Source organism: Microcoleus sp. CAWBG27 (assembly GCF_020883145.1).
Classification (GTDB): domain Bacteria; phylum Cyanobacteriota; class Cyanobacteriia; order Cyanobacteriales; family Microcoleaceae; genus Microcoleus.
The window spans coordinates 28,092-44,504 of sequence record NZ_JAHREU010000051.1; the positions used below are offsets into that span (position 1 = coordinate 28,092).

Below are 16,413 nucleotides of genomic sequence, written 5' to 3' on the forward strand. Positions count from 1 at the left end.
AAATTTATATTATTTACTCACCAAGCTGATAAAAGCTTTTGACAAATTCAATCACCGTATTTAGGGGCGGGGTTGTAAATCTTTGCGCTTTAATTGCCGGCCCCATCGAGGTTTTGTTGACTCCCGGCAAATTGGTCAAGTTTCTGCCAAAGTCTGGGTGATAGTGAACCATCAAAGTTTCGGCGCTGGAGTTGGCCAGTATGGTTTGGGTAGGCGATTGAAAAAAACTCGACATCGGTTCGCGATCGAGGCGAATCGGCTGCATTTTCATTTCCCCTATTTTTCTAATTGTTTTGGTCATGGCGACGTTCAATTGCACTACCAAATTTGAGACTCTGACGCCTAGATTATTGCCGTTTTGGGGTTGAATCATCTTGATCAGAGTAATGAGATTTTTTTGAGTAAATGCCGCGTCGCTAAAGGGAATAATGGCAACGAAAGCTGTGGGAAAGAGTTGCTCGTCCTGCTCTATTCTAAATGATATGATTGTGCGCCGCGAATTAACTTCTATGCTGGGAGGATTGCTCAAACCCGAGTATTGACTGGCAATTTGGCGGTAGGTAGCGGCGAGGACAAAGTTAGCGTCGGGGTCGAGGGGTCGATCGACAATAATTTGTACTGTCGGCGGTGTAGCATTAAAAAACCGCTGAGATTCTTCTGGGGTAAAGCGCTGAATGTGGCTGCGATCGCCGTTTGGGCTCATATCCACCCAATCGCAGGTTATATCATCGGCTTTCAGATTAAACCTCGACACCGCGTAAATTTTTGCCCCAGTCAGGGCCGCCCCCGTCAAATCTGCGCCCACCCAATCAGCGTGAGTCAAATTGGCTTGAGTCAAATCCGCGTGTACCAAAGTAGCGTTCAACAGGTTGACGTTGCTCAAATTTGCCCCGTACAAGTTCGCCCCGCTCAATCTCGCTTCATCGAGGTCAGCACCAGTCAAGTTGGCACCGCTGAGGTCGGCCCACCGGAGATTAGCGCCTCGCAAGTCAGCGCCGCTGAGGTTGGCTTGAGACAGATTAGCTTGTCTGAGTTCGGCATTGCATAGGTTCACTCCTCGCAAGTCTGCCCTGCTGAGGTCGGCTCTGTGCAAGTTAACCCGTTCCAAGTTCGCCGCTGTCAGACAAGCGCCTCTCAGGTGAGCTCCGCTGAGGTCGGCTTGCTCTAGATTGGCTTCTCTCAGGGTGGCCTCTCTCAAATCTGCTTCGCTCAAGTTGGCACCGCTCAAGTTGGCACCGCTGAGGTCAGCTCGGATCAGCTCGGCTCTGATCAATGTAGCTTCGACGAGTTGGGCTTCGCTGAGGTCGGCCCGAATCAAGTTAGCCACGTTGAGGATAGCGCCGCTGAGGTTGGTTTTGTTGAGGTTGGCAGCGCTGAGTCTGGCAACATTGAGTTTGGCTTTTCTCATGTTGGCCCCTGACAGATTGGTGCCGCTCAGGTTGGTGAGGCTCAAGATTGCCTCGCTGAAATTAGCCCCACTCAGATCGATCCTGCTGAGATTGGCTTCGCAAAGCAGGATGGCAGTAAAGTCTCTTTCTCCTGCTGCATATTTGGCGATGAGTTCTTCGGCGTCCATGCTTTTGACTTTCCCTGATGTGTTAGGTAGAACAAAGCTTTGTTATGCCAACCTTTAAAATAGAATAAGCATTTTTTGTAACTTCATGCAATATGCCTAGACATCTATATTGTGGAAGCCTTTTATAAAATCCAAAATGCTGGCGATATTAGCTTGACCCAATTTTGTGCCCTCAGCTAACTTGCCTGCGCTGGAGTTGCTGGGATCGTATTTTTTGATCAGGCGCTTGCCGAAGGCTGGGTGGTGATATACGCTGAGTCTTTGGTCGCGGGAGTTGATTAAGAGCATCTGTGTAGGAATTTGAAAAAAATTGATGCTTTCACCGATTTTGGGAAAAGAACTGGAAATTTTGATTTGGTCTACTTTGCTGATAGCTTGGTTGAGAGCTTTGCTGCATAACTGGACGTGTTTGGATTCTTTGACGCTAAGTTTGCCTGCATCGTGGGATTGAATCATTTTCATCAAAGCTATCAGGTTTTTCTGAGTTATAGCACCGTCGTTAAAAGGAATAATGGCAACGTAGGCCGTGGCAAATAATTTATCATCGCTGTCCATTTTAAAGGCGAGTACGGTGCGCCTGGAGCTGACTTCTATCGTGGGTGGCTGACTTAAACTCGGGTATTGTTGGGCAATTTGGTAATAAGTTGCAGCTAGGGCAAAATGAGCGCCTTGGTCTAAGGGCGAGTCAATTACAATCCTAACTGTGGGTAAGGTTTCGTGAAAAAATTCGTGGGTTCCTCCAGAGTTCAACCAGTAAATTTGACTGTGGTCGCCGTTGGGGCTCAGGTCAACCCACTTGCAGGTCATGCCTTCGGTTTTGATGCCGAGCCGCGAAACTGCGTGGAGTTTGGCTCCGGTTAGGGTGGCTCCGGTTAAGTCGGCTCCCACCCAGTCGGCGCGGATCAGATAGGCGTTTGACAGGTCGGCGTGAACTAAACTGGCATTGAGCAAGTTGGCGTGGCAGAGGTCGGCTCGGCTGAGGTCGGCGCCGCTCAATTTGGCTTCGCTGAGGTCGGCCCAGCGCAGGTTGCAGCCGCTGAGGATGGCCCAGCGCAAATTAACGCCGCTGAGGTCGGCTCCGCTGAGTATGGCTTGAGTGAGGTTGGCTTGTCGGAGTTCGGTACCTCGCAAGTCCGCACCGCTGAGGTCGGCTCGGCTGAGGTCGGCGCCTTGCAGGTTGGCTTGTTCGAGGTTGGCTTCTGTCAAGCACGCACCACTGAGGTGAGCGCCTCGAAGGTTGGCTTGAGTGAGGTTGGCTCCTCGGAGCGTTGCTTCGGTGAGTGTGGCGCCGCTGAGATTGGCCTCACTGAGGTTGGCTCCGCTGAGTTCGGCCCGAATTAGCTCGGCTCTGATCAGTTTAGCTCCTGTGAGTATGGCTTTTTTGAGGTCAACTCGCACTAGGTAGGCGACGTTGAGGTCGGCGTCGGTGAGGTTGGCGCCGCCGAGATGGGCGCCGCTGAGTCTGGCGATGTTGAGTTTGGCACCGGTGAGGTTGGTTTTGCTGAGGTTAGCTCCGCTTAGGTTTGCTACACTCAGATTCGCACCTGTGAGGTTGGCTCCGCTCAAGTTGACGCCGCTGAGGTTGGCCTCAGTCAGGTTGATTCCGACAAAGTTTCTTTCTCCGGCGGCATATTTTTTCAGGAGTTCCTCGACTGTCATGGGGCGGTACCGTATCGAAATATCCCCATTTTATTGCTATTGACACTCCCCGCCGTAAAACGGATGGGGATTCTTAAGAGATTTTGACTCTTAATGGCTGGGTTCTGGCACCCTCTAGACAGTCCGGTAAAACCATTCTGCTTACTTTTGCGACCAGTAATTACAGCCTCATTACAATCCGGGTTAACCAAATGTCCGTCCTTAGTCCGATACAAACCCCGTTTAACTAGCTTGCCAGAAAACTGGTAAGTTACGGGATTGTTAGCATTGAAAACAGGCAAATCGTCCTCATCCAATGCGCTAGCCTTGCTGGTATGCGATTCTTCCTGTTCTCGACCAAACCATAGCGCTCGCACAACGCTTTCAGCTTGCTTCTCAATCCGTGAAAAGGAATTTGGACAAAGTTTTGATTGTTGGCGAAAGTTGGTTTTAATCCGAAAATTTTCTTGTCAAGCCGTCAAGCGAAGGACGGGGTTTCAAACCCATTTTTTATGATGAATATCGGTATTGTAGGACTTGGTTTAATTGGTGGCTCGATCGCTCTGGATTTACGATCGCGCGGGTTTAATATTGTTGGGGTTTCGAGTCGCCAACAGACTTGCGATCGGGCGCAAGCCAGAGGTGTTGTCTCTGAAGCCAGCATACACCTGTCTTTGATGGCAACAGCGGATTTGGTTTTTATTTGCACGCCCCTAGGAGCGATCGAGCCGATCGTCCAAAAATTAATTCCCCATCTTTCCCCTGATGCGATTGTAACCGATGTCGGTTCGGTAAAAACTCCCATTGTCGAGGCTGTGTCGGCTCTGTGGCCGAATTTTGTCGGGGGACACCCGATGGCGGGGACTGCTGAAAGCGGGATTGAGGCGGCGGTGAGGGATTTGTTTGTAGGGCGGCCCTATGTGGTGACTCCGACTGCACAGACTCCGCCGCAGTCTGTGGAGAAGGTTGAGGAAATCGCGCGGTTGTTGGGTGCGTTGGTTTATCGGTGTGGCCCTCAAGAACACGATCGAGCTGTGGCTTGGATTTCTCATTTGCCGATAATGGCTAGTGCGACGCTGGTGGCTGCGTGCGATCGAGAGGGCGATCGAGATATTGTGAATTTAGCCCAAAATTTGGCGAGTTCCGGTTTTCGGGACACCAGCCGCGTAGGGGGCGGCAACCCCGAGCTAGGAGTGATGGTGGCCAAGTACAATCGAGAGCAATTATTGCGATCGCTCTCTATTTACCGCGACAGTCTCGACGAATTCATCAGCGATATCGAAGCCGAAGATTGGCAAGCTCTAGAACAGAAGCTGAAGCTGACTCAGCAAGCCAGAGATAATTACAACTTGTGAGCCCAAAATTGCTGAAAACTGTCCCCGCCTCCATTATGATTTGTGGACGCCTATATATTGAGTTTCAATGTACACTTATTCTCGGCTGAAGCGGGTTTTACTGGGTGAATCTCTCCCCACCAGCGCATCTGTTCACGAACGGCTGAACAACGCTACAGGACTAGCTGTTCTTGCTTCCGATGCACTTTCTTCTGTGGCCTACGCTACTCAAGAAACTCTCCTGGTGCTGTTACTAGCAGGGAGCAGCAGCTTGAGTTTATCGCTGCCGATTTCGGGAATTATTGTTTTACTGTTGGCGATCGTGGCGCTGTCTTACCGACAGACAATAAAAGCGTACCCCAACGGTGGCGGCGCTTACATTGTGGCGCGAGAAAACTTAGGTATTTATCCCGGTTTGATCGCAGCGGCTTCGCTGATGATTGACTACATCCTCACCGTAACAGTCAGTATTTCCGCTGGTATTGCCGCCTTGACTTCCGCAGTTCCCTCGTTGCTGCCCTATACCGTTGAACTGTGCTTAGTTTGTATTGTCCTGATCATGTTTGCCAATCTCAGAGGACTGCGGGAATCTGGCAAGATATTTATGGTTCCCACCTATGCGTTTATCGTGGGCATTTTTATCTTGATTGGCTGCGGTTTATTCCAACAGGCAACAGGTCATGTTTTGCCAGCATTAGAAAACATTCCAGCTAAGGAACCTTTGGGATTGTTTCTGATCGCGCGCGCCTTTGCCGCGGGCTGTACAGCCCTGACTGGAGTTGAAGCTATATCGGATGGAGTGTTGGCTTTTAAGCCTCCTGAATGGAAGAATGCGCGCCTGACTTTAACTTATTTGGGGGTAATTCTAGGAGTGATGTTTTTGGGAATTAGTTACTTAGCTAATGTCTATCATGTGATTCCTACTGAAAATGAAACACTCCTTTCTGTCTTAGGAAAAGATATTTTTGGAGTCGGTATATTTTATTACTATTTGCAGGCAGCAACTCTGCTGATTTTGCTGTTGGCTGCGAATACGAGTTATGCGGATTTTCCGCGACTTTGTTATTTTTTGGCGCGGGACGGGTATTTGCCGAGGCAGTTGTCGCTGTTGGGCGATCGGCTAGTTTATTCTAATGGCATTAATTTGCTCAGCCTCTGCGCGGCTCTGTTAATTATCATCTTCCGAGGCGATACCACCGCAGTAATTCCACTGTATGCGGTTGGAGTTTTCACTTCTTTTACTCTCTCTCAATCGGGAATGGTGATTCACTGGTTTAAGGAGCGAGGTAAAGGTTGGCAAGCTAGTGCTGCGATGAACGGTATTGGTGCAGTGGCAACAACGGGGGTTTTGGCTGTAATTATTGCGACAAAATTCCTTTTGGGAGCTTGGGTTGTGGTAGTCACTATTCCGATTGTAGTCAGTCTGTTTTTAGCAATTCACCGCCACTATCGTTATGTAGCGGCTCGCTTGAGCATTCAGGGAATAGAACCTATATCTTATCCTCCCAGACCTAAAGTTAAGCTGGTGAAACATCCGGCGGTGGTGTTAGTTGGCCAGTTGCACCGGGGAACTTTTGATGCCTTGGATTACGCTCGTTTAATTGCTGATGAGGTTGTGGCGGTTCACGTAGATATAGGTTTGACAGATAGAGCAAAACTGCAAGCGGCTTGGCAAGATTTGCAATCTGACATTCCCCTAGAAATTCTGGAATCGCCTTACCGTTCTGTTGGTGAGGCTTTAACTCACTTTTTGACTTTGTTTGAAGAGCAACGCCCGGGAGTTTTCTTAACGCTAATTATTCCGGCTTTTGTGACGAAAAATTGGTGGGAGGGACTGCTGCACAATCAAACTGCTTTCTTTTTGAAGGCGGCTTTGCTGGCTAAAAAAAGTCGGGTTGTGACAACGGTTAGATATTATCTGTAAACTATGAAAACAGGAATTATTGAGGAGACTGTGGGAAAAGAAACCGGGTTTCTGACAAGAGACCTCTTGCAAAAGTCAAATTTACCCCGCGCAAGTCCCCCCTCCCGCGGGGGGAAACAAGAATAATCTTGCTCCCTCCCCTTAATAAGGGGAGGGTTGGGATGGGGTGCTTTGGATTTTTGCAAGAGTTCTAATAATTTTTGTGTGTTTGCGAAGTATCTAAGCAGAAACCCTGTTTCTAATACTCGCTGGGAAAAGAAACCGGGTTTCTGACAAAAATTTTGTGTGTTTGCGAAGTATCTAGGCAGAAACCCGGTTTCTGATACTCGCTGGAAGTTGACATATCAAAAATGATATGTGAGAATTGTAATAAGTAGAAAAGTTGCCTTCAACTTGTCTCTAAAAAGATTGCGGCTGCTGAACCAAAGTCTTTTACGAACTACAACATCTCTTCAATTTGTGGGGGTTGCACTGCAACCCGCAACAGACTACTTATGCAGCAGCCAAAAAACTTGAACAGGCTTTTGCGAGCTTTGTCTCGACAAGGTCTTGATGTGAGTTACAACAACAAAGTCTACTCGATTTGTCTCAATAGTTCTCTAAAAGAAAACTGGCAAGATGCCAATTGTACAGGAGAAGACTGGCAAGATGCCAATTCTACAACAGAAAACAGTGAAAATGGCTGTCCTATAACAGCAGAAGTTTTGCTTCCAGAAGGTTTTCCGGTGGAAGCAAAAGCGCTGAAACAGTTAGCAAATTTGGCGAATGTCCGTCACCCTCAAGGTGGTTGTGTTTGTCGCGCCTGCGCCACTCCAGACTTCCATCCGGGGGATGCGGGAGTGGCTATTGGCTCGATCGTCCAAACTGACAAAATGGTGATTCCGGCGGCTGTCGGTTCCGATATTAACTGCGGGATGCGCTTGCACGTTGCTGATTTGTCGATCGAACAATTCCTCAGCCAGCGCGATCGATTTGTAGAGTTGATGAAAGGCGATTATTTCTTCGGTACTCGCGATGTCAGCATGACTGCAAAAACTGCCCGCGCGATGTTCCAACACGGGATACCCGGATGGCTGGATGGTATGCTGGATCGGGCAATGGGTAGCGCCGCAAATTCGGATTTTGAGCAGTTGGCGGGTGAGTGCGATTCCCTGCGGGATAGCTGCGCTTCACGCACTTTTCTCGGTGGTTCGATGAATGGCGATGTCAAATGGGCTCCCGAAGAATTAGTCCCAAACGACGGCACTGTAAGGGATGGCGGGTTAGCTACCATCGGCGGCGGCAATCATTTTGTAGAAATTCAAGTGGTTGAAGAAGTTGTCGATCGAGCTACGGCCTATACTTGGGGAGTTCGATCGGGACAAATCGCTTTTATGATTCACTCCGGTTCGCGAAATGTCGGCAAATACATCGGCGGTATGTGGCGCGATCGAGCTTGCGAAGCCTGGCCGAAAACCCTAAAATACCCTGAATCCGGGCTGTTTCCCCTGTCTGTCGAAGCCAATCCCGAACTTGTGAGCAGCTACCTACAAGCGGAAGCAACGGCCGCCAATTACGGTTTTATCAACCGCTTGCTGCTAGCAGAACTGCTGCGACTGCGTTTGCGGCAAGTTTTCGGGGATATCGAAGCTCCTTTAGTTTACGATTTGCCTCACAATATTACCTTACCTGAAGGTGACGGCTGGGTAACGCGCAAAGGCGCTTGTCCCGCACATTCCGGCCAGCCTGTAATTGTACCGGGTTCGATGGGTGCGCCGTCTTATTTGCTAATTGGTTTGGGAAACGATCGATTTTTGCGATCGGCTTCTCACGGTGCGGGCAGGGCGCGATCGCGCTTCGATTTGAGTCGCCAAGGTGCTGACAAAACAGACGGCGCTTTGGGATTAACCGGCATAGATTGCATTACCTTGCGGGAAGAACGTAGAATCGAAGAAGCCCCGGCAGCTTACAAACCAATTCAACCAGTAATTGACGTTCAGGTGGAGGCACAAATGGTGCGGATAGTCGCTAAAATGAAGCCTGTGTTAACGTTTAAAGCCTAGGCTGATTTGTCGGTTATCAAAAACTGTTTTCACGAACCGCGTCGAAGCCCGTTTCACAAAACAATTTCCAGGTTGTGGAATGGGCTTCTAGCCTGTTCCCAAAGACAATTTCCAGGTTGTGGAATGGGCTTCTAGCCCGTTCCCAAAGACAATTTCCAGGTTGTAGAAAGGGCTTCTAGCCCGTTCCCAAAGACAATTTCACAGGTGTGGAACGGGCTAGAAGCCCTTTCCCAAAAACAATTTTACAGCTTGTGGAATGGGCTTCTAGCCCGTTCCCAAAAACAATTTCATAGGTGTGGAATGGGCTTCTAGCCCGTTCCCAAAGCCGTGAAAGTAAGTGTAAAATCTAAAACTTGTCCAATTATCCCCATCCTCAATTGTCACCAAATCCCTCTAAACCTGTCCATCCCCTCAAGCGGCTGCTGAAGTACGGGCGCCGCTACCGCCTCAAAACTTGGCTGGCAAGTATTTGTTCGCTGCTGAATAAATTCTTCGATTTAGCGCCACCAGCATTAATTGGTATTGCCGTTGATGTCGTGGTCAAACAACAAGATTCTATCCTTGCTAAGTGGGGAATAAAAGATGTTGTTTGGCAACTGGCAATCATTACCTTTTTGAGTTTGATTGTTTGGAGTTTGGAATCTATTTTTGAATATGCTTATGATTATTTGTGGCGCAATTTGGCTCAGGATATCGAACACGATTTGCGTCTGGAAGCTTACAGCCATTTACAAGAATTAGAATTAGCTTATTTTGAAGAACGCAGCACCGGCGGTTTGATTTCAATTCTCAATGATGACATCAATCAACTTGAGAGGTTTTTGGATGGTGGTGCCAATGAAGTGATTCAGGTAAGTACGACGGTAATTGTGATTAGCGCTGCTTTTTTTGCAGCATCTCCTGCTGTTGCTATCCTGTCAATGCTGCCGATTCCTTTTATTATTTGGGGCTCGTTTGCATTTCAAAATCGCCTTGCTCCACTGTATGCTGATGTGCGGGAAAAGGTAAGTTTTTTGAACGGGCAATTGTCGAATAATTTGACTGGAATTACTACTATTAAAAGTTTTACTTCCGAAGATTATGAAACTGAGCGCATCGAAACCCAAAGCCAAGCTTACCGCCAAAGTAACCGACGGGCGATCGCAATTTCGGCAGCTTTTATTCCGCTAATTCGCGTGGTGATTTTCCTGGGCTTTATTGCAACGCTATTTCTGGGCGGTTTGGAGGTAGTGGCGGGCAGATTGTCTGTAGGGACTTACAGCGTTTTGGTGTTTTTGACCCAGCGGTTGCTGTGGCCGCTGACTCGGCTGGGTGATACTATGGATCGATACCAGCGCGCCATGGCTTCTACTAATCGGGTGATGAATTTGTTGGATACGCCGATCGCAATTCGCACCGGTGATATTCGGCTGCCGGTTAGTTCGATTAAAGGCACGCTGGAATTTAAAAATGTTACCTTTTATTACAATCAAAGAAAACCGATTTTGCAGTATTTTTCCCTGACTCTGCCGGCGGGGAAGACTACGGCAATTGTGGGCGCGACTGGTTCGGGAAAAAGTACGCTGGTAAAATTAATTATGAGGCTGTACGAGGTACAATACGGTCAGATTTATCTCGATGGCATAGAATTAACTACCCTGAATTTAAAAGATTTGCGGAGAGCGATCGGATTGGTGAGTCAAGATGTATTCTTGTTTCACGGTACGGTGGCTGAAAATATTGCTTACGGCACTTTTGATGCCAGCTATAGAGAGATAGTAAATGCTGCTCAAATTGCGGAAGCTGACGAGTTTATCGCGCAATTGCCGGATGGCTACAATACTATTGTAGGGGAACGCGGTCAAAAATTGTCGGGGGGACAGCGACAGCGGATTGCGATTGCGAGGGCTGTGTTGAAGAATCCACCGATTTTGATTCTCGATGAAGCTACTTCAGCGGTGGATAACGAGACGGAGGCCGCAATTCAGCGATCGCTCGAACGAATTACCAAAAATCGGACTACAATTGCGATCGCCCACCGTCTTTCTACAGTCCGTAATGCCGATTGCATTTTTGTCATGGAGCAGGGGCGAGTGGTAGAATCAGGTCATCACGAACAACTTATCGAACATAATGGAGTTTATGCGTCGCTCTGGCGCGTGCAATCTGGTATAAAATAAGTATGGTTTGTAGTAAGGACTTTAGTCCTTAAAGCATGGTTTGTAGTAAGGACTTTAGTCCTTAAATCCCGCAGGAGAGGACTAAAGTCCTCACTACGAACTCCAAAATATTAGTTTCTACAAGCAAAGAGAGAAAATGTTTTTATTTGGTAGCCCTGATTCAGAAGAAAAAAAACAAAATAACTGGCGGCGCAAATTAGATAAATTTGTAGCAGCCAACAAACAAGAATTGGCGGCTTTAGCTTGGGGGCTGTTTCAGGAAAGAGGAGAAGAAAGCGACGATATTTTGGGCATTGATATTGCCGGAACGCCACGTTTCGTGTACTGTAAGAAAGAAGCAGTAGAAGAGTTAAACCGTCAAGTTAAAAGTCATATTCAGGAAATTTTAGGAGTGCTAAACGCTCACAAACCCGAGAAAGAGGTGGCGATTTTGGCGATCGGCGAAGGTGAAATCAAGCTAATTTTGTTTGAAATTGACCCCGCACCCCCTGATTGTTTTGAACTCGCAGCAGCGGATGTCGATACATTGATCGATCGCCTAGAAAAACAAATGGCTGAATATATTAAAGGATAAATTATATCCAATCCGGTAAAAAATGCTAATTAGGTTCGTAGTGAGGACTTTAGTCCTCCGAAAATGAGGACTGAAGTCCTCACTACGAACCAGTTTTCTTGTGTTTGATATCAATCAAAATAACCAGCAATCAAAATAACAAAGGATAAATTATATCTAATCCGGTAAAAAATGTTAATTAGGTTCGTAGTGAGGACTTTAGTCCGCAGCATTTTGAGAGGACTAAAGTCCTCACTACGAACCAGTTTTGTGGTGTTTGATCAATCAAAATAACCAGCAATCAAAATAACAAAGGATAAATTATATCTAATCCGGTAAAAAATGTTAATTAGGTTCGTAGTGAGGACTTTAGTCCTCATTTTCGGAGGACTAAAGTCCTCACTACGAACCAGTTTTGTGGTGTTTGATATCAATCAAAATAACCAGCAATCAAAATAACAAAGGATAAATTATATCTAATCCGGTAAAAAATGTTAATTAGGTTCGTAGTGAGGACTTTAGTCCTCATTTTCGGAGGACTAAAGTCCTCACTACGAACCAGTTTTGTGGTGTTTGATATCAATCAAAATAACCAGCAATCAAAATAACAAAGGATAAATTATATCTAATCCGGTAGAAAAAATGTTAATTAGGTTCGTAGTGAGGACTTTAGTCCGCAGCATTTTGAGAGGACTAAAGTCCTCACTACGAACCAGTTTTGTGGTGTTTGATATCAATCAAAATAACCAGCAATCAAAATAACCCGCAGGTGGCAAATCGTCGGTCAAAATTTGAGCTTGGTCTAAATCAGGTATAATTTCACCCAATTCTGAACCTATTTTCACATCAAGAGCTCTGTCTGTCAAGGAAAACGAAAATTCATGTCCATCTTGCACGTATTTTGCCCTGGAAACAATCTCGTCTTTCTCTAAAATAGGGCCGTTAGTCCCAATTAAAACACTATTAATATCCTTCCAAGGGCAGACGTATACCTGGGAAAACACACTTTGAAAAGTCTTCACCTTTTGGGCATAAAACTCATCTCTTTGCAGCAGATTTACTAAAACAACTCCGGCGGTTGACAAATGTTTTTGGCAAAGTTCATAAAATTCTTTAGTTGCTAGCCGGTGTGGAAAGTAGCCGTTGCCAAAAAACACGTCAGTCATAATTATATCGTACTGCACATCTGGGCTTTGCTGCTCTAGGTACTCTCTCCCATCTTGGATTGCGACGCTGAGTCTGCTGTCGAACTGCACTCCAAAACACTCGATGGCTGCTTCCAGGGCGATCGCATCTACATCAGCACATTCTACAACAGTTTCCGGCAAATAATGGTGCATAACTAACGGAATTCTGCCGCCGCCAAACCCAGCTATATAAACTTTTTTAGGTTGATTTTGCCACAATAAACCCAACATCATCGCTTGGGTATATTCTGAAACTAAATGCAGAGGATTGTTGAGGTTGAACACAGATTGCAATAAATCTGTATACAAATTCACTTTTTCTACTAAACATAGCTTAATTTGACCTTTATCTTTTCTAACTGCAACATAGTGAACTCCCGACTCTTTGCAAAATACAACTCCATCCGGCTGTTGTTGTACCCAAGCCAGCCGCTGCTTAATCGCAGATAAATTAATAGTTTTCCAATTTTTGGGTTCGTTAATCATTAATTTTAAATTTAATATTCCTGGACGCGTAGTGAGAAACCGGGTTTTTACTAAAATCCTATGTCGTAGTCGAGAGATTCAGAAAAAACCCGGTTTCTTTGATTTAACACGGGAGATTATTAATTTTATTTTCGGGTATTGTGAAAAAAACCTGAGATAAATTAAGTAGATGATACCTGCTTGTACGCCACCAAATCTAAACCCGAAATCGAAAAATCTATTCTTTCCCAATCTTGCTTATCACCTTCAAACTTTTCAAACGCTGCTGAGGTAAGCAAAATCTCTCCCCGTTCCGCCAAATCCTCTCCCAGCTTGGCTGCTAGATTAAATTCCGAACCGTACATATCCTCTCCTTCCAGCATCAAAACATCGCCGCAGCCAATACCAATGCAGAGGTAAATATCCATATCCGGCGGCAGAGTCGTGTTGACAGCCACCGTTTGTTTCAGAGATTCAATTGCAGATTCCACAGCAGATTTTACATCGGGAAATACTGCAAAAATATTGTCTGCTTCCTCCTTAACAACAGTACCGCCACATTCCGCAATTATCGGTTTGACAATTCCGTGCATCCGGTGAATCATTGCCAGAAAATGAATGATTCCGTAGCGGACAGTCGTTCGCGAAAACCCCGACATATCCATTACCAATATGGTGTGTTCTTGGCGGAAAGTCGCATTAATTTTGGCATCAATTTCTGCCGTTCTTTGGGGATTTTCGTTTCTTTCTTGCAGCAGTTGTTCCAAGTTAGTGCGGTTATTTGTTTTCATTGTATTTTAATTAATTAAACTCCCAATCGCGACAAAAAGGCTGAGGGCGGCCAGCGGGATGTACTGCACAATTTATACCATCTTTGCCGTAATAATAATCGCAAACTTTGCAAGGTTGATTTTGCTCAATCTTTTTCATCAAAATTGCCCGGACAGTCTGAACTCGGTTGCGATACTTGTTGGCCGTCGAGTGAGTCGGTTCAATTGCCAAAGCTTGCTGGAAAGCTGCTATGCTGGTATCGTACAATTTAATAATTTGGGCGCTGTATTTTGTCCAAGCATCGGCGCGACTTTGATACAATTCGATCGTACTTAAGTTTAAAATGCCGTATTCCGTCCAAGCGTCAGCCGAAGCCCGATCGAACTTAATATTGGCATTAATCAATACTTTTTTGATGGTTGCCAAAAGTTCCCTGGGCTGCCAAGGTTTGCTAACATACGCCTCGGCGCGATCGATCGCCCTGGAGAACAAAGCTAGCTGCTGTCCCTTCCCGGTTAAAAATATTACTGGTATATTCCGAGTTTCGGGATTAGCTTTAATTAAACGGCAAACACCGTAACCGTCCATGCGGGGCATTACGATATCTAATAATACTAAATCCGGGTAATTTCTCTCAACTTTATCTAGTGCTTCTACACCGTCAGATGCTTGAATTACATTTAATCCACTGCATCTCAACTGATGTGAAATGCACTCCCGCTGGCTGCGGGAATCCTCCACAACTAAAACTGTACTCATCACTCCCCACCTGGTTTCTGATGTAAACTTGCGCGCTGCTTCGAGTTGCCCTGACTGACATTATTTTACCCACATTGAATGATTTTGTTATCACTAGCTAGGGGAATTATCTAAACTTGCAACAAATCTTAAACTGGGAAGCACAGGCGATCGCGATCGCAAAAATCTGCTTGCCAATACGGGGAATTATTGCAAGTTTGATAAAAAAAATATTCGGATTTTAAACCTTAATAACGGCAAACTGTACTGATGCAAGCCAAAAACCTTGTTGAATTGCCACAGATAATCCGCTACTGTGTACGTTGAAGTTCTTAAGGACGACACATGAATAAATTGCTCCTCACTTTGCTTGTAAGTCCGACGCTGTTTGGATCTCTGATGTCTTTGAGCGCGATCGCCCAAAATGCTCAAAACATAGGCGAAACACCGGGTAAATCGGCTGATGCACCAACCTGCGTGCGATCGCCCCACACCCAACGTCTGAGTTGCGTGCGCCTTCCCGCGAAAACCGCTGCTGCTAATGCTAAACAAACAATTGGTTGGCAGCCGCGGGATGGCCAGCCTGTGGCGATGCTGGATTTTACCGAAGAAGAAAGCGATGCGGCGGCGGCGCTGTTTGGCTGCGACTGTCAGTTGTGTATCAACTCGCTGCGGCAGTTGCGCGGCTTGCCGCCTCTGGATCTGACTTGAGCGCCCAGAAAGCGAATGTTTTTTTGGTAATATCGCGATCGTTGCGACATTTGATATTTGTGGGCGATCGCACTTGGGCTCTACAATAATTTATACCGATTGGCGATCGACAAGCCGGCGATCGGGGTATTATTTCTGCGCCAAAGCCCATACTACTAAGGGAAAATCCGGCTCATTTGCTAACGAATGAATGGAAGCATTGTAATATTCCCATTTTGAGAAGTTTGCCACAATACAAGCGCGGTTTCCCCAAGAGCCTGTTTGGATGCGCTCTAAATTGAAACCGCATTCAGCCAGCAGGTATTTGATTCCTGTTTCTGTCCAGCGAGAGCAGTCGTTAGGGTAATCGTGAATCCGAATCAAAAACGGTATAGTTATTAAAAAATAACCGTTTTTGTCGAGCATTTGATAGATATTTTTGCCAGCGCGGTAAGGCCAAAGTAAATGTTCAAATATCTGTTCGGCAATGATTAAATCAAATGTTTGATCGAGGCAACACTCGCAAATGTCAAACTCTGGATAGTTGAGGGATTTATAGCTTTGAAAAGATTCTAATTTGCCCCAACTGTCGCCAGAGATTTCTAAGGTATTTAATCGATCGGGCTGCAAGCTTTTAACGATGTTGCGAGTTTCGCAGTTCATCACAACTCGGCACCAATGTTCGTCAACTGCACCAAATACCATATTTCCTCCGTTGAGATTTGTAGGGCGATTAATAACGGGATAGCTAGCCTTCGGGAAGGGGAGAGCGAACGCTTCACGCAATTTGTCTCTACAATAACCTATTCTGATAGGCGATCGCCCGCACCGACTGCTAAAATGAAATGTATAATATTAGCGATGTAAACCGCTAATCGAAATCATGTCCGCAAATACCGCGCTACCGCCAACCCTAGCTAAAATCGTCCAGCGCTTCCAGCGACACTCCGATCCGAAACAGCGCTACGAACAACTGCTGTGGTATGCCAAGCGACTCCCACCATTTCCCGAAAGCAATAAACTGCCAGAAAACAAAGTTTCTGGCTGCGTGTCACAAGTTTATATTACCGCAACTTTAGCCGACGGAAAAGTTTCCTTTGAAGGCGATTCAGACGCTCAGTTAGTCAAAGGATTAGTTGGCTTGCTCGTGGAAGGTTTGAGCGGATTGACGCCTGCGGAAATAGTCAGCGTTACCCCAGATTTTATTCAAGATACGGGATTGAATGTCAGCCTGACACCTTCCCGCGCTAACGGATTTTACAACATTTTTCAAATGATGAGAAATAAGGCACTGGATTGCGAAGTTAGCGCGCAAGCAGAAGCAAATTAACAGGAG

At 46.3% G+C, this 16,413-nt stretch carries 14 protein-coding genes; 7 read left to right on the top strand and 7 right to left on the bottom strand.

What is annotated here, in order from left to right; genetic code table 11:
* Positions 1 to 13: 13 nt before the first annotated feature.
* The 3 genes from QZ938_RS23575 to QZ938_RS23585 form a co-directional block, all read right to left on the bottom strand.
* Positions 14 to 1,576, bottom strand: a complete 1,563-nt coding sequence (locus QZ938_RS23575) for a pentapeptide repeat-containing protein (RefSeq protein WP_293353580.1) — start codon at positions 1,574 to 1,576, stop codon at positions 14 to 16.
* 96 nt (positions 1,577 to 1,672) lie between these two features.
* On the bottom strand, positions 1,673 to 3,235 hold the full coding sequence (locus QZ938_RS23580; RefSeq protein WP_293151520.1) for a pentapeptide repeat-containing protein: 1,563 nt from the start codon (positions 3,233 to 3,235) through the stop codon (positions 1,673 to 1,675).
* Positions 3,232 to 3,591 (bottom strand): hypothetical protein, encoded by a 360-nt coding sequence (locus QZ938_RS23585; protein WP_293151523.1) that lies wholly within the window; start codon positions 3,589 to 3,591, stop codon positions 3,232 to 3,234. The genes QZ938_RS23580 and QZ938_RS23585 overlap by 4 nt, the downstream gene beginning before the upstream one ends.
* Before the next feature lie 138 nt (positions 3,592 to 3,729).
* Between QZ938_RS23585 and QZ938_RS23590 the strand changes: the two genes are divergently transcribed.
* The 5 genes from QZ938_RS23590 (at position 3,730) to QZ938_RS23610 (ending at position 11,247) form a co-directional block, all read left to right on the top strand.
* Entirely contained in the window at positions 3,730 to 4,569 is an 840-nt protein-coding gene (locus QZ938_RS23590; RefSeq protein WP_293353606.1) for a prephenate/arogenate dehydrogenase, read from the top strand.
* A 67-nt stretch (positions 4,570 to 4,636) separates the two neighbouring features.
* Positions 4,637 to 6,472 carry an APC family permease gene (locus QZ938_RS23595; RefSeq protein WP_293151526.1) on the top strand — a complete coding sequence of 612 codons (1,836 nt, stop codon included), beginning with the start codon at positions 4,637 to 4,639 and terminating at the stop codon, positions 6,470 to 6,472.
* A gap of 494 nt (positions 6,473 to 6,966) precedes the next feature.
* Complete coding sequence (locus tag QZ938_RS23600) at positions 6,967 to 8,514, top strand: RtcB family protein (protein ID WP_293353582.1); 1,548 nt, start codon at positions 6,967 to 6,969, stop codon at positions 8,512 to 8,514.
* A gap of 377 nt (positions 8,515 to 8,891) precedes the next feature.
* Positions 8,892 to 10,673, top strand: coding sequence for an ABC transporter ATP-binding protein (locus QZ938_RS23605; RefSeq protein WP_293353608.1), 1,782 nt, complete (start codon positions 8,892 to 8,894; stop codon positions 10,671 to 10,673).
* 136 nt (positions 10,674 to 10,809) lie between these two features.
* Positions 10,810 to 11,247, top strand: a complete 438-nt coding sequence (locus QZ938_RS23610) for a hypothetical protein (RefSeq protein WP_293151531.1) — start codon at positions 10,810 to 10,812, stop codon at positions 11,245 to 11,247.
* A gap of 716 nt (positions 11,248 to 11,963) precedes the next feature.
* On the opposite strand, the gene QZ938_RS23615 is transcribed toward QZ938_RS23610, so the two are convergent.
* The 3 genes from QZ938_RS23615 to QZ938_RS23625 form a co-directional block, all read right to left on the bottom strand.
* Positions 11,964 to 12,899 carry a spermidine synthase gene (locus tag QZ938_RS23615; protein WP_293353584.1) on the bottom strand — a complete coding sequence of 312 codons (936 nt, stop codon included), beginning with the start codon at positions 12,897 to 12,899 and terminating at the stop codon, positions 11,964 to 11,966.
* Between the two features lie 161 nt (positions 12,900 to 13,060).
* Positions 13,061 to 13,669 (bottom strand): adenylate/guanylate cyclase domain-containing protein, encoded by a 609-nt coding sequence (locus tag QZ938_RS23620; RefSeq protein WP_293353586.1) that lies wholly within the window; start codon positions 13,667 to 13,669, stop codon positions 13,061 to 13,063.
* Between the two features lie 10 nt (positions 13,670 to 13,679).
* Positions 13,680 to 14,408 carry a response regulator gene (locus QZ938_RS23625; protein ID WP_293151540.1) on the bottom strand — a complete coding sequence of 243 codons (729 nt, stop codon included), beginning with the start codon at positions 14,406 to 14,408 and terminating at the stop codon, positions 13,680 to 13,682.
* A gap of 324 nt (positions 14,409 to 14,732) precedes the next feature.
* Between QZ938_RS23625 and QZ938_RS23630 the strand changes: the two genes are divergently transcribed.
* Positions 14,733 to 15,098: a hypothetical protein gene (locus QZ938_RS23630; RefSeq protein WP_293151543.1), complete on the top strand. Its 366-nt coding sequence runs from the start codon at positions 14,733 to 14,735 to the stop codon at positions 15,096 to 15,098.
* A 129-nt stretch (positions 15,099 to 15,227) separates the two neighbouring features.
* Here QZ938_RS23630 and QZ938_RS23635 read toward each other — a convergent pair whose 3' ends face one another.
* On the bottom strand, positions 15,228 to 15,863 hold the full coding sequence (locus QZ938_RS23635; protein ID WP_293353588.1) for a methyltransferase domain-containing protein: 636 nt from the start codon (positions 15,861 to 15,863) through the stop codon (positions 15,228 to 15,230).
* 97 nt (positions 15,864 to 15,960) lie between these two features.
* Here QZ938_RS23635 and QZ938_RS23640 point away from each other — a divergent pair, with 97 nt between their 5' ends.
* Positions 15,961 to 16,407 (top strand): SufE family protein, encoded by a 447-nt coding sequence (locus QZ938_RS23640; RefSeq protein WP_293353590.1) that lies wholly within the window; start codon positions 15,961 to 15,963, stop codon positions 16,405 to 16,407.
* Positions 16,408 to 16,413 lie beyond the last annotated feature (6 nt).

Coding starts and splice junctions, on each gene's coding strand:
- QZ938_RS23575 (WP_293353580.1), bottom strand. CDS start 1,576: ATGGACGCCGAAGAACTCATCGCCAAATATGCAGCAGGAGAAAGAGAC.
- QZ938_RS23580 (WP_293151520.1), bottom strand. CDS start 3,235: ATGACAGTCGAGGAACTCCTGAAAAAATATGCCGCCGGAGAAAGAAAC.
- QZ938_RS23590 (WP_293353606.1), top strand. CDS start 3,730: ATGAATATCGGTATTGTAGGACTTGGTTTAATTGGTGGCTCGATCGCT.
- QZ938_RS23595 (WP_293151526.1), top strand. CDS start 4,637: ATGTACACTTATTCTCGGCTGAAGCGGGTTTTACTGGGTGAATCTCTC.
- QZ938_RS23600 (WP_293353582.1), top strand. CDS start 6,967: ATGCAGCAGCCAAAAAACTTGAACAGGCTTTTGCGAGCTTTGTCTCGA.
- QZ938_RS23610 (WP_293151531.1), top strand. CDS start 10,810: ATGTTTTTATTTGGTAGCCCTGATTCAGAAGAAAAAAAACAAAATAAC.
- QZ938_RS23615 (WP_293353584.1), bottom strand. CDS start 12,899: ATGATTAACGAACCCAAAAATTGGAAAACTATTAATTTATCTGCGATT.
- QZ938_RS23620 (WP_293353586.1), bottom strand. CDS start 13,669: ATGAAAACAAATAACCGCACTAACTTGGAACAACTGCTGCAAGAAAGA.
- QZ938_RS23625 (WP_293151540.1), bottom strand. CDS start 14,408: ATGAGTACAGTTTTAGTTGTGGAGGATTCCCGCAGCCAGCGGGAGTGC.
- QZ938_RS23630 (WP_293151543.1), top strand. CDS start 14,733: ATGAATAAATTGCTCCTCACTTTGCTTGTAAGTCCGACGCTGTTTGGA.
- QZ938_RS23640 (WP_293353590.1), top strand. CDS start 15,961: ATGTCCGCAAATACCGCGCTACCGCCAACCCTAGCTAAAATCGTCCAG.